General features: G+C 69.7%; 24 protein-coding genes. 12 read left to right on the forward strand and 12 right to left on the reverse strand.

Going from position 1 to position 20116, the window contains the following annotated elements; all coding sequences use genetic code 11:
- The first annotated feature begins 136 nt into the window (after positions 1 to 136).
- The 5 genes from ABTV10_RS01415 (at position 137) to ABTV10_RS01435 (ending at position 3896) form a co-directional block, all read left to right on the forward strand.
- Positions 137 to 631, forward strand: a complete 495-nt coding sequence (locus ABTV10_RS01415) for a DUF6326 family protein (protein WP_499032054.1) — start codon at positions 137 to 139, stop codon at positions 629 to 631.
- Positions 632 to 862: 231 nt separating this feature from the next.
- Positions 863 to 1441, forward strand: a complete 579-nt coding sequence (locus ABTV10_RS01420) for a hypothetical protein (protein ID WP_499032055.1) — start codon at positions 863 to 865, stop codon at positions 1439 to 1441.
- Positions 1442 to 2083: 642 nt separating this feature from the next.
- Positions 2084 to 2599: an Imm44 family immunity protein gene (locus ABTV10_RS01425; RefSeq protein WP_433609178.1), complete on the forward strand. Its 516-nt coding sequence runs from the start codon at positions 2084 to 2086 to the stop codon at positions 2597 to 2599.
- 69 nt (positions 2600 to 2668) lie between these two features.
- A complete protein-coding gene (locus ABTV10_RS01430; RefSeq protein ID WP_499032056.1) occupies positions 2669 to 3595 on the forward strand; it encodes a D-isomer specific 2-hydroxyacid dehydrogenase family protein in 927 nt (308 codons plus the stop codon).
- A gap of 124 nt (positions 3596 to 3719) precedes the next feature.
- The gene (locus ABTV10_RS01435) at positions 3720 to 3896 is read left to right on the forward strand and encodes a hypothetical protein (RefSeq protein ID WP_164877581.1); all 177 of its coding nucleotides are present in this window, start codon (positions 3720 to 3722) and stop codon (positions 3894 to 3896) included.
- A 93-nt stretch (positions 3897 to 3989) separates the two neighbouring features.
- On the opposite strand, the gene ABTV10_RS01440 is transcribed toward ABTV10_RS01435, so the two are convergent.
- The 3 genes from ABTV10_RS01440 to ABTV10_RS01450 form a co-directional block, all read right to left on the reverse strand.
- Positions 3990 to 5597: an AMP-binding protein gene (locus ABTV10_RS01440; RefSeq protein WP_499032057.1), complete on the reverse strand. Its 1608-nt coding sequence runs from the start codon at positions 5595 to 5597 to the stop codon at positions 3990 to 3992.
- A 118-nt stretch (positions 5598 to 5715) separates the two neighbouring features.
- Positions 5716 to 6480 (reverse strand): IclR family transcriptional regulator, encoded by a 765-nt coding sequence (locus ABTV10_RS01445; RefSeq protein ID WP_499032058.1) that lies wholly within the window; start codon positions 6478 to 6480, stop codon positions 5716 to 5718.
- 127 nt (positions 6481 to 6607) lie between these two features.
- Positions 6608 to 7570, reverse strand: coding sequence for a LysR substrate-binding domain-containing protein (locus tag ABTV10_RS01450; RefSeq protein ID WP_499032059.1), 963 nt, complete (start codon positions 7568 to 7570; stop codon positions 6608 to 6610).
- A 94-nt stretch (positions 7571 to 7664) separates the two neighbouring features.
- On the opposite strand from ABTV10_RS01450, the gene pcaH reads away from it, so the two are divergent.
- Together pcaH and pcaG are read left to right on the forward strand one after the other, a co-directional pair.
- On the forward strand, positions 7665 to 8393 hold the full coding sequence (gene pcaH / locus ABTV10_RS01455; protein ID WP_499032060.1) for a protocatechuate 3,4-dioxygenase subunit beta: 729 nt from the start codon (positions 7665 to 7667) through the stop codon (positions 8391 to 8393).
- The gene (gene pcaG, locus ABTV10_RS01460) at positions 8390 to 9064 is read left to right on the forward strand and encodes a protocatechuate 3,4-dioxygenase subunit alpha (RefSeq protein ID WP_499032061.1); all 675 of its coding nucleotides are present in this window, start codon (positions 8390 to 8392) and stop codon (positions 9062 to 9064) included. The genes pcaH and pcaG overlap by 4 nt, the downstream gene beginning before the upstream one ends.
- Here pcaG and ABTV10_RS01465 read toward each other — a convergent pair whose 3' ends face one another.
- From ABTV10_RS01465 to ABTV10_RS01485, 5 genes are all read right to left on the reverse strand, one after another.
- Positions 9065 to 9496 (reverse strand): PaaI family thioesterase, encoded by a 432-nt coding sequence (locus ABTV10_RS01465; protein WP_499032062.1) that lies wholly within the window; start codon positions 9494 to 9496, stop codon positions 9065 to 9067.
- Positions 9493 to 10392, reverse strand: coding sequence for a mycobacterial-type methylenetetrahydrofolate reductase (locus ABTV10_RS01470; RefSeq protein ID WP_499035111.1), 900 nt, complete (start codon positions 10390 to 10392; stop codon positions 9493 to 9495). The genes ABTV10_RS01465 and ABTV10_RS01470 overlap by 4 nt, the downstream gene beginning before the upstream one ends.
- A gap of 5 nt (positions 10393 to 10397) precedes the next feature.
- Positions 10398 to 11171: an SAM-dependent methyltransferase gene (locus ABTV10_RS01475; RefSeq protein ID WP_499032063.1), complete on the reverse strand. Its 774-nt coding sequence runs from the start codon at positions 11169 to 11171 to the stop codon at positions 10398 to 10400.
- Positions 11172 to 11581: 410 nt separating this feature from the next.
- Positions 11582 to 12019, reverse strand: a complete 438-nt coding sequence (locus ABTV10_RS01480; RefSeq protein WP_433609195.1) for a 6,7-dimethyl-8-ribityllumazine synthase — start codon at positions 12017 to 12019, stop codon at positions 11582 to 11584.
- A gap of 104 nt (positions 12020 to 12123) precedes the next feature.
- Complete coding sequence (locus ABTV10_RS01485; protein ID WP_499032064.1) at positions 12124 to 13224, reverse strand: glycerophosphodiester phosphodiesterase family protein; 1101 nt, start codon at positions 13222 to 13224, stop codon at positions 12124 to 12126.
- Positions 13225 to 13328: 104 nt separating this feature from the next.
- Here ABTV10_RS01485 and ABTV10_RS01490 point away from each other — a divergent pair, with 104 nt between their 5' ends.
- The 5 genes from ABTV10_RS01490 (at position 13329) to ABTV10_RS01510 (ending at position 17137) form a co-directional block, all read left to right on the forward strand.
- On the forward strand, positions 13329 to 13484 hold the full coding sequence (locus tag ABTV10_RS01490; protein WP_499032065.1) for a hypothetical protein: 156 nt from the start codon (positions 13329 to 13331) through the stop codon (positions 13482 to 13484).
- Between the two features lie 5 nt (positions 13485 to 13489).
- The gene (locus tag ABTV10_RS01495; RefSeq protein ID WP_499032066.1) at positions 13490 to 14284 is read left to right on the forward strand and encodes an aldose epimerase family protein; all 795 of its coding nucleotides are present in this window, start codon (positions 13490 to 13492) and stop codon (positions 14282 to 14284) included.
- Between the two features lie 107 nt (positions 14285 to 14391).
- Positions 14392 to 15267 carry a CPBP family intramembrane glutamic endopeptidase gene (locus tag ABTV10_RS01500; RefSeq protein ID WP_499032067.1) on the forward strand — a complete coding sequence of 292 codons (876 nt, stop codon included), beginning with the start codon at positions 14392 to 14394 and terminating at the stop codon, positions 15265 to 15267.
- The gene (locus ABTV10_RS01505) at positions 15264 to 16475 is read left to right on the forward strand and encodes a sensor histidine kinase (protein ID WP_499032068.1); all 1212 of its coding nucleotides are present in this window, start codon (positions 15264 to 15266) and stop codon (positions 16473 to 16475) included. The genes ABTV10_RS01500 and ABTV10_RS01505 overlap by 4 nt, the downstream gene beginning before the upstream one ends.
- Positions 16472 to 17137, forward strand: coding sequence for a response regulator (locus ABTV10_RS01510; protein ID WP_499032069.1), 666 nt, complete (start codon positions 16472 to 16474; stop codon positions 17135 to 17137). Before ABTV10_RS01505 ends, ABTV10_RS01510 begins: the two co-directional genes overlap by 4 nt.
- 4 nt (positions 17138 to 17141) lie before the next feature.
- Here ABTV10_RS01510 and ABTV10_RS01515 read toward each other — a convergent pair whose 3' ends face one another.
- The 4 genes from ABTV10_RS01515 to ABTV10_RS01530 form a co-directional block, all read right to left on the reverse strand.
- Entirely contained in the window at positions 17142 to 17972 is an 831-nt protein-coding gene (locus ABTV10_RS01515; protein WP_499032070.1) for an NAD-dependent epimerase/dehydratase family protein, read from the reverse strand.
- 60 nt (positions 17973 to 18032) lie between these two features.
- Positions 18033 to 18437, reverse strand: a complete 405-nt coding sequence (locus ABTV10_RS01520; RefSeq protein WP_499032071.1) for a very short patch repair endonuclease — start codon at positions 18435 to 18437, stop codon at positions 18033 to 18035.
- 22 nt (positions 18438 to 18459) lie between these two features.
- Positions 18460 to 19623, reverse strand: a complete 1164-nt coding sequence (locus tag ABTV10_RS01525) for a DNA cytosine methyltransferase (RefSeq protein ID WP_499032073.1) — start codon at positions 19621 to 19623, stop codon at positions 18460 to 18462.
- An 85-nt stretch (positions 19624 to 19708) separates the two neighbouring features.
- The gene (locus tag ABTV10_RS01530; protein ID WP_499032074.1) at positions 19709 to 20110 is read right to left on the reverse strand and encodes a hypothetical protein; all 402 of its coding nucleotides are present in this window, start codon (positions 20108 to 20110) and stop codon (positions 19709 to 19711) included.
- Positions 20111 to 20116: the final 6 nt, after the last annotated feature.

Below are 20116 nucleotides of genomic sequence, written 5' to 3' on the forward strand. Positions count from 1 at the left end.
GCCTCGGCGTATCCGCCGAAAGAACGAGAGAAAGACCATGCCATCGGCCAGGCGAACCCGAGCCTCGGGGCCGAGGCGCCCGCCGCCGGGCTCAGCGATCGTAGATCTACCGATCCTCACCACAACAACGGAGCTCATGATGAGAACAGGTGAACCCACCACCGCCACACTGGAAGACCAGCCGATCCCGGTGAGAGCCAAGCTCGCCGCAACGTGGACAAGCTTCATGTTCTTCTACGCCTACGTGGACATTCTCAACTTCTTCACGCCCGGCGTCGTCGAAGACATCCTCGACGGCAAGGTCTTCGAGTTCGACCTCTCCCAGACCTTTTCGACCACGGCGCTGACCCTCATGGCCATCCCGATCCTCATGGTCGTGCTGTCGATGACGCTGCCCGCCCGGGCGAACCGCATCACGAACCTCATCGTGGCCGCGCTCTACGTCCCCGTCACGGCATTCAATGCGGTGGGCGCGTCCTGGCTGTACTTCTACGGCCTCGGCATCGTCCTGGAATTGATCCTTCTCGCCCTCATCGTGCGGTACGCCTGGACCTGGCCCCGCACCGCACCGTCGGCGGCCATGGCCACCAGCCCGGGCCGTGAAACCGTTCGCGCCCAACAGCAAACGTGAACCCAAGAGCAGTCCCGGTCCTGTTCGGAGCCGGCTGCCTCGGTGCCGCGGTGTGGCCCACACGCAAAACCCCAGGTTGTCCCCTGTTCAGGCGGCCGGACAACCTGGGGGTTGTTTGATGCCTCACCCCCGAAACCGCCCCATTGGGTCGGGCGAGCTTCCCGAGTGCCTCCACGGGATGGAGATGATCGACCCCCGGGGTGCGTTGCCCCTCTCTTTAGCATCTACCGCATGAGTATCCCCAGGTTCCCGCTTATCACTTCGGTGGACGAGGACGGGTTCGTCTGCCTCGTCGCCGCAGGCCCCTACGACGGATTCGTCGGCACGGACTGGGAGTTGGACGAGCTCCTGACGCGGTTCGCCGAACAGATGAGCCGCGGTGCACTGTTCGTCGCCTATGCGGGCCCCGATGCCGCGGGCGGAGAGCTGCGGATCGTCGCGGAGGGGTCGCCGCACCGGGCCACGCGAGAAGCGGCAGGGGTGATCGACGCGGCCGACGGCGTCTGGCTGACTGACTACACGCAGCTCACGATGGCCGCGCAGTTCGACGATGAACGGCCGGCGCACGACGATCCCGAGTCCCGGCTCCCGGTCCCCGCGGGACGCTATCGGATCCTGCTCCGCGAGTTCGCATCCGATGACGGCTCGGTCTTCGAGCTCGTCGTCTCTCGGCCAGTGTCGACGATACGGTGGCGCACGCTGCGGTCCCGTGGTTCGAGTAGGACTCGCGCGGCGGGCACGGGGAACCCTGTTCGAGCGGTGCCTATCGATCGACGCAGTCCCTGCACCGCCTCGAAACCGGCCGGTTGACGGCCCCGCTGTTGGTTTCGAGCTTTTCTCCGTTGCCGAGTCGTACCCATGCATTGGGGATACCGCGGATCTCGCCCCACCCGGAGAGCGCGGACTCGTCGTTGTGGCTGCAGCCGGGCAGGTGCGCGATGCGGCTCGGGCTCACCAGGACCAGGCCCTGCTCGCCGGTCAGTGTCGGGCGAGACGCAACTCGCGCGTGCGTGCACTGGCCGACGAGCAGATCACATTTCGGGCATCGTTCAGACGTCACACCTATTGAGTCGTCTTGCGGCGGTGACATGTTTCCCCCGCCCCCACGGCGCTGCCCGGCAACCACGGCGTGCGCCCGGGCAAAGTGAGAGCCGCAGCACACTCGCCCCGAAACGAGGCGCTGGTGACTATGGTCAGCTGCGCGGTGCCCGAGCCTAACCCCCGACGGGGCTCGGGCACCGCTTGGCGGAAGGTCATCCCACCCCCGACGAGTGGGATACCTCCGAGTGAGATTCGCATGCACAACGTTGCATCCCCGTTGCATCGGACGTAACCGGCCGCGAATCCCCAGGTGAGTCCACGGCTGCGGCGAGCGGCGCTACGCCGACCTTGCCGAGTTCACCGAGTCGCCGGCCATCCACGAAGCCTCCGTGTCCCGGTAACCTCACGCGCGTGGATCTCGCGGTCACGTCGGACACCGGCCCGGTCGGGGACGTGCACACGCTCGCGGACGAGTTACGGCAGGCGCGTGAGACCTTCCAGGCCGCGACGCCGAGTACGTCGGGAACGCTGCTGGTGTGTCTGCGCTGCCTACCGGCCGACCTCCGGCGCCGTTCCTTCACCCGCTTCGAGCGAACCGGGCCGACCCTTCTGGTCGATCTGTGTGTGACCGAAGAGGCGGTGCGCGGCCTCACCACGGCGCAGCAGCGCGAGATGCTCGGCCCCCTTCTCAACGATCTGCTCGACAAGGCCTGCGGGTCCCGATCGGCACCGTGGGCCGCGCAGCAGCGAACCCAGTTGCGGGCTGCCGCTGCACGAACGCTCGCCTCGCTCGGATGGCTCGACGGCGCCCGGGCCCGCGCGGCAGCGATGTTGAGGTCCGGACGCTCGCTCGACGACGTCGCCGAGGCGTCGGGGCTCGACCTCGACGAGGTCGAGCATCTGTTCGTGGAGCTGACGTCGGGCTGAGGCTGCGGCAGTCCTATCCTCCTACCCGTCACCGACCCGCGCCCCGTGCTGCACAGAGGAGAACATGAGATGGCCACTACCGCAGTAGCCCTCGGCCCGAAGCCGGACGCGGTGCTGGCCGACGCGATTGCCCGCGGCGGTGCCGCGTCCGCGCCGCTCGGGGAGGCGGCGGGACTGGTGTGGGCCGGGGACGACCCCGCACACTTTCCCGCGGTCCTTCCCCAGTCGATCCGCTGGGTGCAACTGCCGTCCGCCGGGGTCGAACACTGGTTCGCGGCAGGCGTCGTCCAACGGCACCCGGACGTCGTGTGGACGTCCGCGGCCGGCGCCTTCTCCGCGACCGTCGCCGAGCACGCGTTCGCGCTGCTGCTGGCGGGCGTGCGGGCGCTGCCCGCGCATCTGGCCGCCACCACGTGGCGGCAGCGCGAGTTCTTCGACAGGGTGGGCACCCTGCGCGGCGCCCGCGTCGCGATCATCGGGGCAGGCGGCATCGGGCGGGCGCTCATCCCGATGATCGCGTCGGTCGGTGCCACCGTCGTCGCGGTGAACCGGTCGGGTCGGCCCGTGGCGGGCGCCGCCGAGACGCTGCCCGCCGATCGGGTCGACGAGGTCTTCTCGCGGGTGGATCACGTCGTGATCGCCGCGCCGGCCACCAACGAGACCCGGCACCTGGTCGGGCGTGCTCAACTGGCACAGCTCGGTCCGCGGTCGTGGGTGATCAACGTCGCACGCGGGCCGCTCGTCGACACCGACGCCCTCGTCGACGCTTTGCGGGACAACACCATCGGTGGCGCCGGGCTCGACGTCACGGATCCCGAGCCGCTGCCGGACGGGCATCCGCTGTGGACGCTGCCGAACGCGATCGTCACACCGCACGACTCGAATCCGCCGTCGGTGCGCACGGCCGCGTTCGCCGAGCACGTGACGGAGAACGTGCGCCGATTCGTCGCCGGCGAGGCCCTCAGCGCACGAATCGATCCGGCGGCGGGCTACTGAACCCGGCACCGAAAGTGCTCGCTCAGGGTGAGTTCCGAGGCGAACATTTGATCCGGGGGTTTACGTGGAATGCCGGAATGCTTACCCTTGCGGGCGAACTACCAAATTCGACAGAGGATTTCCGGTGCAACACCTTGGACCGCACACCGACGGAATCACCACGGGCACGAGCGATGCAGCCCGCATCCGTCGTCTTGCTGAGCGCATCGCCGACACGAGCGAGAAGGCCGCCAACATAGCGGCGGCCGGCGAGATCATTCGCCTCGCCGCAACCCTCGAGAAGGAACTCGAGCGCGTGTAGAACAAGCGTTTTCGCCGATCGCCCGAAACCGATCGGCGTAACGAACGACTCCGGGGACCGTCGGTGATACCGACGGTCCCCGGAGTCGATCTTCTAGGCGGAGGCCATCTCGGTGGCCCAGCGGTAGTCGGCCTTGCCGGCGGGGGTGCGTTTGACCTCGTCGACCAGCACGATCGTCCGCGGGATCTTGTAGCCGGCCAACGTCTTGCGGCAGTGCGCCTGGACCTCGTCGAGCGTCAGTTCCGGGGCGTCGGGGTAGATCGCGATCACCGCGGCCACCTGCTGGCCCATCCGCTCGTCGGGCTTGGCGACGACGAGGGCGTCGGCGATCGAGGGGTGCGCGTGCAGCGCGGCCTCGACCTCCTCGGCGAACACCTTCTCACCGCCGGTGTTGATGCACTGCGAGCCGCGGCCGAGGAAGACGATGGTGCCGTCGGCCTCGATCCGCCCCATGTCGCCCAGGACCGAGATGCGGGTGCCGTCGGCGCGGACCGGGAACGTGCGGGCGGTCTTGTCCTCGTCCTTGTAGTAGCCGAGGGGGACGTTGCCGATGCGGGCGATGTACCCGATCTCGTCGGTGCCCGGAGCGATCTCGTCGAGGCGCTCGTCCACGAGAATCATGTTGGGCGAGGGTGCCATGCGGAGATTGCCGTCCTCGTCGATTGTGAAGGCGCCGTCGTTGCCGGACTCCGAGGCACCGAAGTTGTCGCGCAACAACAGCTCCGGCTTGACCGTGAGCATCCGCTCCCGGACGCCGACCGACCAGAGCGCCCCGCCCGAGGTGATCGAGAAGAGCGAGCTGAAGTCGATGTCGTCCTTGCGGCGCTCCATCTCGTCGACGAGCGGCAAGCCCATGCCGTCGCCGACGATCAGGATCACCTGCAGTCGCTCCTTCTCGATGGCCTCGACGACCTTCTTCGGGTCGAAGTCGCGCATCAGCACCACGCGGGCACCGAGCGTGAAGAACGTGAACAGCGAGTACAGCGCGGCACCGTGCATGAGCGGGGCGGCGATGAGGAACGCCATGTCGGGGAATTCCTTTGCGGCAGCGGCAACCTCCGCGAGGTCCTGCCGGGCGTCCTCGCCGTACGGGTTGCCGCCGGAGAGCGGCTTTCGGAAGAAGTCGTCGTGGCGCCACATGACGCCCTTCGGGTAGCCGGTGGTGCCGCCCGTGTACAGGATGTAGAGGTCGTCGCCGGAGCGGGCGGGGAACTCCGCGGTGGCCGGGAGATCGGCCGAGTCCGCGAACCGGGACACGGTGATCGAGCGGGCGGCAGCCGCGGTGAGCAACTCCTCGACCGGATCGCCGATGACGAGCACCGTCCGGATCAGCGGGTAGCTGCCGAGCAGGTCGGCCAGGGTGCGCTGATGCTCGGGCAGTTCGACGACCACCGCGGTCGAGTCCGAGTTGGTGAAGATGTACTCGAGTTCGGCCGGCGTGTAGCGGTAGTTGACGTTGATCGGCACCGCGCGGATCTTGATCAGTCCGAGGATGGACGTGACGTGTTCGATGCTGTTCTTCAGGAACAGGGCCACGTGGTCGCCCTGGCGGATGCCGGCCTTCGTCAGCAGGTTGGCGGTTCGGTTCGCCTCGGCGTTCAGGCTCGCGTAGCTCAGGTGCTGGTCCTCATACGTCAGCGCAATTCGGTCGGGGACCGATTCGGCGACCGATTCGAAGACATCGGCGAGATTGAACTGCATCGTCGTTCCTTTCGGAAGAGTGCCGCCTTCGGCGCGCACCACCCGCACATGTCGATGGAGGGTAACGCGGGAAAAGCCACCTACGTGGCGAATTCGGACATCTCGCTGCCCGGTCGGCTCACGCCGCGCGCAGCGACGCGTCGAGCGTCCGGGTGGCGTCCACGACGAGCGGTGCGATGCGCTCGAGCCTGACGGTGCGCACGTCGCCCGACAGCGAGATCGCGGCGATCGGGCGGTCCGCGCCCTGCACGGCCGCTCCGACGCACGCCACTCCACGGGCGAATTCGCCGCGTTCGAGGGCCACGCCGCCGTGTGCGCGGATGGAGGCGAGCTGCCGGTGTAGCGCCGTGATGTCGGAGATCGTCCGCTCGGTGCACCGCTCCAGGTGGGCTCCGTACAGGCGGTCGACGCGTTCACGGGCCAGCCACGCGAGCAACGCTTTCCCACCCGCGGTCGCGTGGGCGGGGGCGCGGCCGCCGACCCGGGTCGGCACGGATGCCGCCAGGCGCCCGCCGAGCTTGTCGAGATGGACGATGTGTCGGCGGTCCAGCACCGACAGGTGGACGACGAGGCCCGTCTGCAGGTGCAACTCGTGCAGCACGGGTGCGGCCGCGGCGCGCAGTTCGGCGTGCCCGTTCTGGTGCGCGGACAGGGCCAGCGCCCGGCGGCCGAACCGGTATCCGGAGGACAGGTGTTCGAGCCATTCCACCTGCACCAGCTGGTCGAGGATCCGGTGCACGGTGGAGCGGGGCAGCCCCGTCCTCCGGGTCACCTCTTCGAGGGTCAGCCGTTCGGTTCGACCGTCGAACGACTCGAGGATGAGGGTGGTGCGCGCGATCATCGACACGGGTGGCTCGATGAGCGGGTCTCGGGCATCGCCCACGATCGCCACACCTCCACCATCGCGTCCGTCAGCCGTTTGTTCGAAACGATCGTGGAACATTCTTGCCGACGGCACGACCCGACGCACATGCCGCCCGGACCGTGCTCGGCCCGAGGCGGGGCGGGGATCAGGCGTCGGCCAGTTCCCGCAGGACGCCGGCGAGCTCCTCGACGGCGGCGGGGGAGTCCGCCGTCGCCCGCCGGAACAGCCCGACGGGCTCAGCGGTGCCCGGTGTCGGCTGCGGCAGGCGGACCAGGGTGCCGTCGTCGAGATCGGTCTGCGGCACTCGTTCCGGGGTGAACCAGACCGCGTCGCCGTGCCGGGCGAGGGTCCGGGCGACGGTGACGTCCAGCGTCTCGACGCAGCCGGCCGGCAGGTGGAGGCCGTGCCGCTGCAGCAGTGCCTCGGTGTGGTGCCGCGGCACGGTGCCCGTGATCGCCACCACGAGCGGGTGGTCGAGGACCGCCGGCATCGGGAGGGGGCCGGTGGCCGCGGTCAGGGGGTGCCCCGGTCGGACGATCAGCGCGAGCGACTCGGTGTAGAGCAGCTCGAACGTCACGTCCTGCAGAGCGTCGGGTTCGGCCATCCGGCCCAGCGCGAGATCGAGCTCGCCGGCCCGGACCGCGGCGAGCAGGACGTCGTTCGATCCGGTGACCACCCGCACGCCCACGTCCGGGTGGGTGGCCTGCAGCCGCGAGATCGCCTTGGGCAGGAGCACGCTCGCGACGGTGGGAAGGGCGCCGACGCGGATCGGTGCAGTCGGCGCGCCGGCCCCGGCGAGTGCCGACGCCGCCGACTCCATCGCGTCCGTCACGGCGACCGCGCGGCGCAGGAACAGTTCGCCGGCCGGCGTGAGACGGGCGCCGTGCCGCCCGCGGTCGACCAGGCGTACGCCGGCGAGGGCCTCGAGTTCGTTGAGGGTCTTCGTCACCGCGGGCTGGGTCAGGTGCAGGCGCTGCGCCGCGCGTCCGAGGTTGCGCTCCTGCGCCACCACGACGAAGCACGTGAGGTGCCGGAGTCGGATCCGGTCCAGGACGCGGGCGACCGTCCCGTCGACCACGGGAGGTGGGGGAACGAAACCGTCCGACATTTCCACAGGTTATGAAAACTCGGCGAAAGCGTCAATTTACATGAGTTGAGGGCGCAAATAGCGTGGCGGGAGATCCGCTCGACAGGAGAACCCCATGACCATCGGCGAATTCGTCGAACGCGATGCCACTGTGCATCCGCCGGCGCTGACCCCGTCCTACAAGACCAGCGTGCTGCGCTCGCCGCGCAACGCCCTCATCTCGCCGCGGAACACGCTCTCCGAGATCACCGGACCGGTGTTCGGCGCGAAGGAATTGGGGGAGAAGGACAACGACCTGATCCTCAACTTCGCCAAGGACGGACTGCCGATCGGCGAACGCCTCATCGTCCACGGCTATGTGCGCGACGAGTTCGGTAACCCGGTCTCCGGTGCGCTGGTGGAGGTGTGGCAGGCCAACGCGGGCGGACGCTACCGGCACAAGACCGACAAGTACCTGGCCCCGATCGACCCCAACTTCGGCGGCTGCGGCCGGATGCTCACCGACAGCAACGGTTACTACGTCTTCCGCACCGTCAAGCCCGGTGCGTACCCGTGGGGCAACAACACCAACGCGTGGCGTCCCTCGCACATCCACATGTCGCTCAGCGCGGACGGCTGGGCGCAGCGGCTGATCACGCAGCTGTACTTCGAGGGTGATCCGTTGATCGAGCGGTGCCCGATCGCCCGGACCATCCCGACGGTCGAGCAGGTGCGCAGCCTGATCGCGCAGGAGGACCCGGCCAACAACGTGCCGTTCGACGCCCGCACCTACCGTTTCGACGTCACCCTGCGTGGACGTCGGGCCACCTTCTTCGAGAACACCGTCCCGGGAGCCCCGCGATGACCCGAATCGACCAGCACCCCAGCGCCGCCACGCCGCACCCGATGGTGACGCGGTTCCCCGAGACACCGTCGCAGACCGGCGGGCCCTACGTCCACATCGGGCTCGCGCCGCAGCAGGCCGGCTTCGACGCCTTCGAGAACAACTTCGGCAACGACCTGGTCTCCGAGGCCACCGTCGGCGAACGGATCACGATCGAGGGGCGCGTGTTCGACGGCAGCGGCACGCTCGTGCGCGACGCGCTGCTCGAGATCTGGCAGGCCAACGCGGCCGGCAAGTACGCGCACCGACTCGACCCGCAGGACAAGGCAGTCGATCCCGCGTTCCGCGGCTGGGGGCGCACCGGCGCCGACTTCGACTCCGGCGTCTTCGAGTTCCACACCGTCAAGCCCGGTCCGGTCGACGCGGACGGCGGCCGTGTCCAGGCCCCGCACGTGTGCATCGCGATCTTCGCGCGCGGCATCAACGTCGGGCTGCACACCCGCGCCTACTTCGACGACGAGGTCGAGCACAACGCCGCCGACCCGATCCTGTCGGGGATCGAGTGGGAGACCCGGCGCCAGACGCTGATCGCGAAGCGGTCGGAGCGGGACGGGAAGGTGTTCTACACGTTCGACATCCGCCTGCAGGACACGCCCGACGGCGGCGCCGAGACGGTGTTCTTCGACATCTGATCAGGAGCCGGTGACCGGCAGCACCGTGCCCTGCGCGACAGCGCACAGCCGGGTGCTGCCGTCGTCGGCGACCATCTCCAACTCGCACCTGCACACCGCGCGACGTCGTCCCGAGTGGACGACCCGCGCGGTGGCGCGCAGGGTGCGTCCCTGCGCCGGGCGCACGTACTCGATGGTCATGCCGCCGGTCAGCACGCCCGGGCCCAGGACGGTGCCGGCCGCGTAGGTGAGGCAGTTGTCCGCGGCGTAGGCGAGCACGCCACCGTGGAGGAAACCGTTCTGCTGCAGCAGGTCCGGTCGGGCGTCGACCTCGAGAACCGCGCCGTCCGCGTCGAACGAGACCAGCCGGGCGCCGAGTAGGACGCTGAACGGCTGGGATGTGAGGTGCGCGCGGGCGTCCTCGACGGCGAGCGGAACAGCGTTGCTACTCAAGGCGACTCCTCTGTGGATCCGGGTGTCCAGTGGTCGAGCATCGCGGCGAAGGTCTCGCACGCGGCACCCGAGACACCGTAGGGTGCCTCGAGGTGCACGCTCAACGGGAACCCGAGATCGTGGACGCCGTCGAGAATGCGCCGGTACAGGTCGACGAGGGCGTCGCGACGCTGCCGCGCCGAGCCGTCCGCGATCCGCGCGACGAACTCCTGCTCCTGTCGGACGACGTCGTTCCCCCGGTCGTGGATCAGCCAATCGATGAGGCGCACATGCCGTTCCATCCCGGGAACGAATCCGAACGACAGCAGGATCTCCGGGCGGTGCTCGCTCCGGGCGGCGAACTCGCGCAGGAAACCCACGATCCGGTCGGAATACAGCAGCTGGGTCAGCGCGAAGGTCGCGCCGTGTCCGCACTTGGCGTCGAATCGGTCGAGTTCGCCGCGGCGCGTGGGGATCAGCACCACACCGCGGTGGGGGATCACCTCCCGGAAACGCGCCACCGCCTGCTGCGGTGTGACGCCCGGGGCGTCACCGACCGGCAGGCCGTGCGGCTTGCCCACGAACGTGATGCCGTCCATGCCGGCGGCGCGTAGCCGGTGCACCCGGTCGGACAGTTGCTCCTGGTCGTGGAACACGGTCACCTGCGCGCACAGGCCCGAGATCGTGCCGAGGGACGGGCGGACCGTCTCCCAGAAGTCCAGCACGTCCATCCGCGGCGTCAGTGCCACGGGCCGATCCGAGTCCTCGGCGACGATGCCGGGGATCATCACGTGGCGGACGTGTTCGGCCAGTCCGTGGCCGCGGCACAGTTCGACGGCCGCGCACGTCTGCTGGACGGCCCCGCAGGCGCCCCGGTCCAGTTCCGGCGGCACCAACTCGAGCGCCACCGTGCGCATGGCGGTCAAGGGCGTTCGGCGGTCGCGAGCCAGGCCGGCGCGAGGAGTCGGTCGTGGGCGTCGAAATCGAGGCGGGCGGCGACGGCGGCCAGCGGGGAGGCGTCCTGTCGCGCGATGTCGCTGCGGGTGACCGCGGTGGTGTAGGTGGTGCGTTCCAGTCGGTGGATCACCCACCCGGCGCCGCCGAGCGTGTCGCGCAGGTTCTCCTCGCTGATGCGGAAGGGGCCGGGGAACTCCTCCGGGACGTCGTCCGAGAAACACACCAGGTGCAGCCGGGCGTGCGGGACACAGGCCCGGTACACGGCGGCCGCGTAGCGGGGCCGCTGGTCCTCGGGGAAGCAGTGATATAGGGCGCTGTCGACGACGGTCGTGAACCGGTCGGTGTAGCCGGTCAGTTCGGTCGCATCGGCCACCGCGAAGTCGACCGCCCCTTCCAGTCCGCGACTGCGCGCCCGTTCACGGGCGATGTCGATCGCCGCGGGCGCAGCGTCGAGCCCGCATACCCGATATCCGTGTTCTGCGAGGAACAGTGCGTTTTCGCCTGGCCCGCAGCCGATGTCGAGTACCTCGTCGGTGATCTCGCCGTCGGCCTCGAGGCTGCGTACCACCGGCTGGGCTTCACCGATGTCCCACGGAACCCGATCGATCTGGAACGCGGGAGGCTGACCGGTGGAGTTCGCCTGCCGATCGCGAGCCAGGGCCTCGAAGTCGCCGCGGTAGACGGCGTCGAAGTCGGCGGGATTCGGCGGGACGGATGGCTCTGGGACGTCGGCATTCATCGGTTACCCCTTGCGGGGCGATGCTGATTTCGACTCTCGCGGCCCCGAGAGATCCCTCCCGACGGCGACGGCGTCCGTTCCACGTCGGGGCGCACCAACTTCTCCGGTCGCGGGGCGGTCGCGACCGTCGAGATGTGTGCCGTCTCCGACGCGTGACCCACGGGGACCAACTCCTGGACGAGGCTTGCCACTTCCGGTTCGTGCGGTGCGAAAATCCTCCCCAATGGTAGCCAGAAAGGCGCGACGGTCGACAGCATCGACCACCAGGCAGTTGACGTCGAGGATCGGTCCACGTGCGCGTTCCGACCGATCCCCGTGCCTCATGTCGGACGGTGTCCCGGGCGCGGACCTTCCACGACGCTCGTGAAAGTTCTTGTGTCCGCCGGTGATCGGCCGACTCGTGCGACGGGCTACGCGATCGTGGCGAGCGCGGCCAGGGTCTGCGAGCAGGCCTTCGCGACCTCGGCGCCCTTCTTGTCGAAATGCGCGGTGAAGAAGGCGTCGTGATCGGCGTGCTCGTGGAAGTGATGCGGGGTGAGTACCGCGGAGAAGACCGGAACGTCGGTGTCGAGCTGGACCCGCATCAGGCCGTCGATCACTGCGGACGCGACGAATTCGTGCCGGTAGATGCCGCCGTCGACCACCAGTCCGGCCGCGACGATCGCGTCGAAGCGCCCGGTGCGGGCCAGGCGCTGGGCGTGCAGGGGGATCTCGAACGCGCCGGGCGTCTCGAAGAACTCGATCTCGGCCGGGTCGTGGCCCGATTCGCGCCACTGCACGACGAAGGCGTCGCGCGCGTGATCGACGATGGATCGATGCCAGGTGGACTGGACGAATGCGATGCTCATGGGCCGATGGTAAGGCGTCGGAACCGGACGAAACGTCGGGGGCTCGGCTCGAACGACGAGATCCCGCCGGAACAGTCCGGCGGGATCTCGACGAGAGTGGAACGCTACTTCTTCGCGGCGGGTGCGGGAAGGTCCAGGCCCCGCTCGCTGAGGACCGTGCGCAGGCGGTCGGGGCGGTCGGTGATGATGCCGTCGACACCGAGGTCCATCAGCGCATGCATGGTCTCGGGATCGTTGACGGTCCAGGGGATCACCTTGATGTCACGGGCGTGGGCCGCGTCGACCATCTCCTCGGTGACGTACAGCGTGAAGCCCGGGTCCGACACCTTGCCGCCCTGCGGGGTGCCCTGTACCGGCGAGAAGGCCGACGCGCCGAACGTGGAGATCGCCGCGATCGCGTCGCCGCCGAAGTCGTCGATATCGAGGCCGCCGAGCCACGGCGAGGCGCCGTCCTTGCCGATCTGCAGGAAGTCGCCGTTGGTGAGCGCCACGGTGGGCACCGACGGCTCGAGGTCGCGGGTGAGCATCAGTGCGCCCCAGTCGAAGCTCTGGATCGTGACGCGGTCGAGCATGCCCGCGTCGCGGATGGTGCCGAGGACGGTGCGGACGAACTGCTCCCGCGGCGCGGTCTCGGACGGCGCACCGGCCTCGACCTTGGTCTCGATGTTCATCTTCACGTTCGGGGCGTCGTACGACTTCACGAGATCGAACACCTCGGTCAGCGTCTGCATCTTCGCGCCCGGAACGGTCTGCTGCTCGGGGTGATCCGCGAGCCGCAGCGAACCGCAGTCCATCGTCTTGATCTGCTCGAGCGTCAGGTCCTTGATGTACTTGCCGACGTACGGGAACTCCGGATCGCCGGCGGTGGCCGGGGCGGTGTCCTGGCACTTCTTGTTCGAGATCTTGCGATCGTGCGTGACGACGGCGATGCCGTCCTCGGTGATCTGCGTGTCGAGTTCGAGTGTCGTGACGCCCATTTCGAGGGCGTTGGAGAACGCCGCGAGGCTGCTCTCGGTGTACAGACCCAGCCCGCCACGATGCGCCTGGACGTCGAAGGCCGGTTCGGTCTGCGACCCGGTGCTGCCGAGCGAACCGGGCCAGTCGAGGCTGCCGGCGGCGGACGCGGTGGCCGGGGCGAGGGCCGTGAGCGGCACGGCGGCGACGGAGGCAACGGCAAGAGCTGAAATGGCCCGACGGAAATTCATGGCCGAGACGGTAGGAATCGGCGGTGGCCGGGCCGCGATCAGCAGGTAAAGGAAAAGTAATGCTGAGACTACTTTTCGGGAGCGCTACCCGGCATCATGGGGCCATGATCATCGAAAGGGTGTCCGCGGTCGACGGCCCAGCGGAACGCGTGTGGGCACGAGTGGTCACCCCGGAGGGCATCAACGACGAGCTGGCGGGGATCGTCCGTTCCTACTTCGCGCACCGGCACCGGCGGCTGGCGCGCCACTCCGGGGCATAGGCAGTATGTACGCCACCGATCTCACCCTGGAAGCCGGCGATGTCCGCGTCGGGATCTCGCCACGGCAAGGCGGCGTGATCACCAGCCTCGTCGTGGCCGAGACCGAGCTGCTGAGGCAGGGCGACCCGTACGGGTGCTTCCCCATGGCGCCATGGTGTGGACGACTCGGCAACGGGCAGTTGTCCGTCGGCTCGGTCACGCATCACCTTCCGCTCAATGCGGCTCCCCACGCCATTCACGGCACGGTGCGGGACAAGGCGTGGGAAGTCGCCGACGCATCCGGCACGCACGCGACGTTGCAGCAGGCACTGGCCCCGCCGTGGCCGTTCGCGGGTCGAGTGGCCCAGACGTTCAGCCTCACCGAGGACTGTCTCGATCTGTCCATGGAGGTGACGTCCGACGCTGATCCGTTTCCCGCCCAGGTCGGGTGGCATCCGTGGTTCAAACGCCTGCTGCGCAGCGACAGTGAGCCCGTTCGGATCGACTTCGCCCCCGACTGGCAGGAGCTGCGCGGGTCGGACTACCTGCCGTCGGGCGTGCGGATCGCCCCGCGAACGGGACCGTGGGACGACTGCTTCGGGATGGTCGACGGCGTGCGTGTGGTGCTCACGTGGCCGAGCCTGCTCGAGTTGGAAGTGTCGAGCCCCGAGCGGTGGGTCGTGGTCTACGACATGGAGGCCGACGGCGTCTGCGTCGAGCCGCAATCGGGACCACCGAACGGGGCCAACACGATGCCGCGACTCGTGACGCCGGAATCCCCCCTCGTCGCCCACTGCCGCTGGACGTGGAAGCGTCTCTAGTTCGCGATTCGAGCAGTCCCACTGTCGCCTCGGGGTAGCGTGCACGCCACCTCGGGACGGTCGCGCGGGCTACAGCTTTTCGGCGCCCGGCGCCCTGAAGTGGAGACATGACAACTGCACCGCCCGTCTCGCCACCGGCGACTGTCCACGACGACGATTCCGTGCGCAGGCTCGGACTTCGCTGGTTCCTCGTCCTCGCCTTCGTCGCATCCTGGGTGCCGTGGGCACTCGTGTGGGTTGCCGGCTACTCGCTCGACAATGTGGTCGTCCAGCTGCTCACCGCCGCGTTCGTGCCCGCCCTCGCCGCGATCGTCACGCGCCGGTGGATCACCCGCGAGGGATTCGCCGACGCGGGGCTGCGGCCCCGACTGTCCGAGGCGTGGTCGTCGTACCTCATTGCCGCGCTGCTACCCGTCGGAGTCCTCGCGGTCGCGTTGGCGGCGGCCGCGGCGACCGGTGTGTGGGACGTCGCCGGCCGGCACTTCGGCCGGAACGACCTCGTGTTCGTGGCGATCTCCCTGGTGGTCCCGGTGGTGGCCGCGCCCCTGTTCTGGGGCGAGGAGTTCGGCTGGACCGCGTACCTGCGGGATCGCCTCGTGCCGGGCCGACCGATTGCAACCACGTTCGCGACCGGGCTGATCTGGGGTGTGTGGCACTGGCCGCTGCCGTGGGTGGGGTACTTCGGCGCCGGTGGGTCCGCCGCCGACGCGGTTGTCGCGATGCTGATGTGGCTGCCGCTGTCGGTGCTGCTGGAGTTCGTGATCGGCTGGCTGTGGAGTCGCAGTGGATCGGTGTGGCCGCCCGCGATCCTGCACGGCGGCAGCAACCTCGTGGTGGCCGTCGGGCTCGGACGCTTCGTGGACCCGGGCGCCCCTGCGAATGCCGTTACGCTCCTCATGTGCGCTGCCTATCTCCCCGTCGTCGCCTGCGTCGTGGTGGCGTCGACGGTGAGCCGGCGCAGGAAGAGCGGAGCGGAGCGGTGACGGGCAGCGTGTCGTCGGCCCTGCGGTCCGGCCCCCGATACCTCGGCACCGCATGGCCGTGGCGCTCGCTCGCGTGCCTCGTCGTCGCGGGCGTCCTCTCGTGCGCGACCGTGGTCGGCATCGTCCCGGTCGTGCTGCTGGGGCTGACGCGTCGACTGCGGACCGCGCTGTGGGAACCGATGCTGCGTGCGCACTGCGCGCGGCTGCGGCTGATCGATCCGTCGCTCGCGGGACGTGCCGACGCGGAGGTGCGGGCGTCCGCGGACGAGCAGAGGCTGCCGACCGTCCGGCACGTCGCGTACGTCCTGGGCGCGGCGATCTCGGGCGGCGTCGCCGCCCTCCTGGCGGTCTTCGGCGTGACCATCGTCGGGATGCTCCTCGTCGCGCCCATGGTCATCCGCGACGACTACTTCGACCTCGGGGCATGGACCGTCGAAACAAGTTCGGGTGCTTGGGTTCTGGTGCTGGCCGGGCTGCTGGTCGCGGCGCTGCTGCTGGTGGTCGTCGGCGCCTGGGCGGCGTCCGAGTCGCTGATGGCCCGACTGCTCCTCGGGTTCGACGCCGACCCGTGGCGTCTCGAGGCGGCCCGCCTCGAGACGACCCGGTCGGGACTGCTCGACGCCGAGGGGTCCGAGCGTGCGCTGCTCGAATCGGAACTGCACGACCGGGTCCAGCACCGGCTGGTGGCCCTGTCGATGAGCCTCGGGTTGGCGGAGGCCGCCGATGCGGACGGGCCGACCGGCCGGCTCGCCGCCGACGCACACCGCCAGGTGGACGAGACCCTCGCCGAGTTGCGGGCGGTGCTGCGCGGCTACTCCCCGCGGGCGCTGATCGAACGCGGGCTCGCGCCGGCGCTCACGGATCTGGTGGCGGACGTCCCTCTCGACGTCGAAGTCTCCCTCGACGGTGTGACCGGATCGGGGGAGCGGCTGCCGGCGCCGGTCGAGCACATGTCGTATGTGCTCGTGTCCGAGGCGTTGACGAACGCCGTCCGGCACGCGCAGGCCCGGCACGTCACCGTGCGCGGTGATCGCGTCGGCGACGGGTGGCTGTTGAGCGTCACCGACGACGGTGCGGGTGGCGCGCACCTCACCGCCGGCGGCGGTCTCGACCGATTGCGCGGCCGCCTCGCCGCTCTCGACGGAACCCTCACCGTGACAAGTCCTGTCGGCGGTCCCACGACGATCCGAATGGAGTGCCCGGTGTGACGTCGACGGAACGGTCGCTGCGGATCGTGCTCGCGGAGGACAGCCCCCTGCTGCGGGCCGGCGTGGAGAGCGTGCTCGCCTCCGCCGGGCACGACGTGTGCGCTGCGGTGGGCGATGCGCCGACACTCCTGGACGCGTGGGACGCGTACCGTCCGGACCTGGTGGTCACCGATGTCCGGATGCCGCCGAGCCACACGGACGACGGGCTGCGAGCCGCGGCGGCACTCCGGCAGCGCGAACCCGAACTGCCCATTGTCGTGCTGTCGCAGTATGTCTCGGTGGCCTATCTCGATGAGCTGATCGGCGAAGACACTCGCAGTGGTGTGGGCTATCTGCTCAAGGAGCGCGTCGGACACGTCCGTCAGTTCCTCGACGCCGTGGACCGGGTGGCCCGGGGCGAGACGATCATCGACCCGGACGTCGTGCGGGCACTCGTCACCGCGACGAGGAGTCGTGGACCGCTGGCCGCGCTCACACCGCGCGAGCGGGAAGTGCTCGCACTGGTCGCCGAGGGGTGCACCAATTCCGGTATCGCGCAGCGGTTGACGGTGTCGGAGGCCGCGGTGCGCAAGCACATCGGGTCCATCTTCTCGAAGCTGCCGTTGGAAGACGGCGATCGGCGCGTGCAGGCGACGCTCGTCTACCTGCGATCGCTCGGGTGACTTGTCAGCCGGACATCCCGGTCCGCCACGAGGGATGCTTCGGCACCCAACCGAGCGCGCGCGCCTTGGTGTTCGACGCTCCGCGCCCGTGGCCGGGACCGAGACCGCTCGGCTCCGGCGCGCCCACCCACCGGCAGAACGTCGGCAGCCAGTCGGCGGGGCCGGCAGGTTCGTCGTCGACGACGTTGACGATCCCGGTGGGCCAGTCGAGCGCGGCGACGGTGGGCGCCGCGGTGTCGTCGATGTGCAGGAAACTCTCGATGCCGTTGCCCTCGAACACGCCGTCCCGGGCGGCTCGACCGAAGTCGCCGTCGGGGGAGTACCACGTGCCGGGGCCGTACAGCTTGCCGTAGCGGAGGATCACGTGGTTCGGGATCTCCGTCGACGTGTGTTCCATCGAGGCCACCCCCTCCACGGTCCGGGCGCCCGGACCGGCGGGCTCGCGCAGCGGCACCGTCTCGTCGGCGAGGCCCTCGCCGTCTGCGTAGAGCCACGCGATGCTCTGCGTCACGAGTCGTTCCACGCCGTACCGGCGCATCGCGTCGACGAGGTTGCGGGTGCCGACGATGCGCAGTTCCGCGTTGGCCTCGAGGTCGACGTCCGACAGGTCGGTGAGTTGGTGGATCACCGCGTCCGGCCGGGCCTCGGCGATGGCGTGCTCCACCGACGCCGAATCGAAGGCGTCCATGCGCACCACCTTCGCGCCGGCGTCGCGCAGTTCGGGGCGCGAGTCCGGGTTGCGCGAGGTGCCGATCACCTCGTGTCCGTGGGCGATCAGTTCCCGGGTGAGCGGCAGTCCGACGACGCCCCCGGCGCCGGCGACGAGGATCCTCATGCGCACGAGCCTAGAAAACTCGGGTCCACGCCGCTTGCATCGCCACCGATTCGAGACCGTTCAGTCCCCGATCAGTGCCGCCTGCACCCGATCGGCCGCTTCCGTCGGGTCCTCGTGCTCCCAGATCCGCACCACGCCCCAGCCTGCGGCCGCCAGCCGGGCGTCGGTGTCCCGGTCCCGAACCACGTTGGCGGCCAACTTGTCCGCCCACCACTGCGCGTTGTTCTTCGGGGAGGTGGCGTGTTGCGGGCAGCTGTGCCAGAAGCAGCCGTCCACGTACACCGCGACCCGTTTGCGGGGGAACACCAGATCGGCGCGGCGGCGCAGGCCGGGCAGCGGCGCGCGGTCGACGAAGAACCGGGCCCCGCGCCGGTGCAGTTCGCGGCGCAGCGCCACCTCCGGCGCGGTGTCGCGCCGGCGCTGCTTGCGCATCCGCGCGCTGGTCAGGGGATCGGTGGACGGCATCGTCACCATCCTCGCACCGGCCTCAGGCCACCGCTTCCGGGTAGCCGCCCATCCGGTCGAGGTGGCTCTCGACGTCGTCGAGGAAGCCCGGGACGAACCGCAGGCTGCCGGCGCGGGCCCGCTTGAGGAAGCCTGCCGTCGCCCGCGCGGACAGCAACTGGGAGTGCTCGAGGAACCCGCTGAGATCCTCGTACGGGTGGTGGACCGGCCAGTGCGACTCGTGCACCCGGAAGGCCCGCCGGTCGCGGCCCCACGCGGCGCTGGGCCAGGCGTCGCCCGGCTTCAGTGCCGTCTCGTGGTCGGCGCTGTAGGCGACGCGTTCGACGAGGCGTCCGCCCACCCATTCCGCCATCCGCACGCTCACGGCGTTGCCGACCAGGCGCCAGCGGTGGCCGTTGCGGATGCCCTTGACCTCGGTGGCGGGGGCCGTCCAGTCCGGGTCGAAGCCCTGTAGGCGCTCGGCGTCGATCAGGCCCGGGGTGACGATCTCGCCCGACGGCAGTCGCACCGCCGGCGGCGACGCGATCCCCACCGTCGAGCCGCCCTTGAGCGTGGGCACCGCGTTGACGGCCCAGCCGAGCCCGCGGACGCCTTCGGTCCAGTAGAAGCCGCACGGGTACTGCGACGGATCGCCCTCGCCCGGGACGCCGGCGTCCTGCCCGAACAGCACCTCGCGGGGGTCGTCGGTGCGTGACGCGAGCATCAGCACCCGCTGGCGGCGCTGCGGCAGGCCGAACGCCCGGGCGTCCACCACCCGGTACGCCCACGTGTAGCCGAGATCCTCGAGCGCGTCGGTGATGTGCCGCATCGCGGCGCCGCGGCCCAGCTGCAGCATGAACGGGACGTTCTCGATCAGCAGCCAGCGCGGCCCCTTCTTGCGCTTGACCAGACGGAACACCTCGTCGACCAGGCCCGAACGGGCGCCGGTGATGCCCGCGGTGCGCCCGGCCTGGGACAGGTCCTGACACGGGAAGCCCGCCGCGACCAGCTCGGTGCGCTGCGGCAGCGAGCGCAGCCGGGTGACGTCGCCGTGCAGCTCGACGCCCGCGAACCGGGTCCGGAGCACCTGCTGCGCGCCCGGGTCGATCTCACACAGCAGCTCGGTCTCCCAGCCGTGGCCGCGCAGGCCCAACTCCACCCCGCCGATGCCGGCGAACAGCCCCACCATGTTCCCGGTCGACGTCACGGCACCCTTCCTCACGCACAAATACCAGGAGCACGTTACTCGAGATCTCCGACGGGTCCGAGTCACACCGCCGGCTGCCGACTCGTCAGCCCTGTGACCCGGTTCGCCCGGGGCGGAACAGCAAGGTCTCGACCACGGCGTGGCGCGGCCCGGTCGGGCGTGCGATCTGTTCGAGGAGGCCGACGAGGCTGTCGGCGACGGTGGTCGTCGCCTCGAACTCCGGTTCCACGCCGTGGACGATCGCGCCGTCGAGTCCGATCGCCAGGTAGGCGTAGCCGTCGCCGACGGACTGCAGGATCGGGCAGTGGCGCCGCCAGAACTCGGAGACCGCCGCCGCATCGTCGTCGCTCATCGCCGCGTCGCGACCGATGGTCTCGAACTCGTTCCATGCGAATGCGGTGTCCGCCGCATCCGTGTAGTCGTCGAGAGCCAGGAACCAGACGGTGTCGTCCGGGCACGACAACCGCGAGAACGACGACGCCCACACGTGCTG

The sequence above is a fragment of the Paraburkholderia sp. RHO2 genome (assembly GCF_050955445.1).
GTDB lineage: Bacteria > Actinomycetota > Actinomycetes > Mycobacteriales > Mycobacteriaceae > Prescottella > Prescottella agglutinans_A.

Coding starts and splice junctions, on each gene's coding strand:
- ABTV10_RS01415 (WP_499032054.1), top strand. CDS start 137: ATGATGAGAACAGGTGAACCCACCACCGCCACACTGGAAGACCAGCCG.
- ABTV10_RS01420 (WP_499032055.1), top strand. CDS start 863: ATGAGTATCCCCAGGTTCCCGCTTATCACTTCGGTGGACGAGGACGGG.
- ABTV10_RS01430 (WP_499032056.1), top strand. CDS start 2,669: ATGGCCACTACCGCAGTAGCCCTCGGCCCGAAGCCGGACGCGGTGCTG.
- ABTV10_RS01440 (WP_499032057.1), bottom strand. CDS start 5,597: ATGCAGTTCAATCTCGCCGATGTCTTCGAATCGGTCGCCGAATCGGTC.
- ABTV10_RS01450 (WP_499032059.1), bottom strand. CDS start 7,570: ATGTCGGACGGTTTCGTTCCCCCACCTCCCGTGGTCGACGGGACGGTC.
- pcaH (WP_499032060.1), top strand. CDS start 7,665: ATGACCATCGGCGAATTCGTCGAACGCGATGCCACTGTGCATCCGCCG.
- pcaG (WP_499032061.1), top strand. CDS start 8,390: ATGACCCGAATCGACCAGCACCCCAGCGCCGCCACGCCGCACCCGATG.
- ABTV10_RS01470 (WP_499035111.1), bottom strand. CDS start 10,392: ATGCGCACGGTGGCGCTCGAGTTGGTGCCGCCGGAACTGGACCGGGGC.
- ABTV10_RS01475 (WP_499032063.1), bottom strand. CDS start 11,171: ATGAATGCCGACGTCCCAGAGCCATCCGTCCCGCCGAATCCCGCCGAC.
- ABTV10_RS01480 (WP_433609195.1), bottom strand. CDS start 12,019: ATGAGCATCGCATTCGTCCAGTCCACCTGGCATCGATCCATCGTCGAT.
- ABTV10_RS01485 (WP_499032064.1), bottom strand. CDS start 13,224: ATGAATTTCCGTCGGGCCATTTCAGCTCTTGCCGTTGCCTCCGTCGCC.
- ABTV10_RS01490 (WP_499032065.1), top strand. CDS start 13,329: ATGATCATCGAAAGGGTGTCCGCGGTCGACGGCCCAGCGGAACGCGTG.
- ABTV10_RS01495 (WP_499032066.1), top strand. CDS start 13,490: ATGTACGCCACCGATCTCACCCTGGAAGCCGGCGATGTCCGCGTCGGG.
- ABTV10_RS01500 (WP_499032067.1), top strand. CDS start 14,392: ATGACAACTGCACCGCCCGTCTCGCCACCGGCGACTGTCCACGACGAC.
- ABTV10_RS01515 (WP_499032070.1), bottom strand. CDS start 17,972: ATGAGGATCCTCGTCGCCGGCGCCGGGGGCGTCGTCGGACTGCCGCTC.
- ABTV10_RS01520 (WP_499032071.1), bottom strand. CDS start 18,437: ATGCCGTCCACCGATCCCCTGACCAGCGCGCGGATGCGCAAGCAGCGC.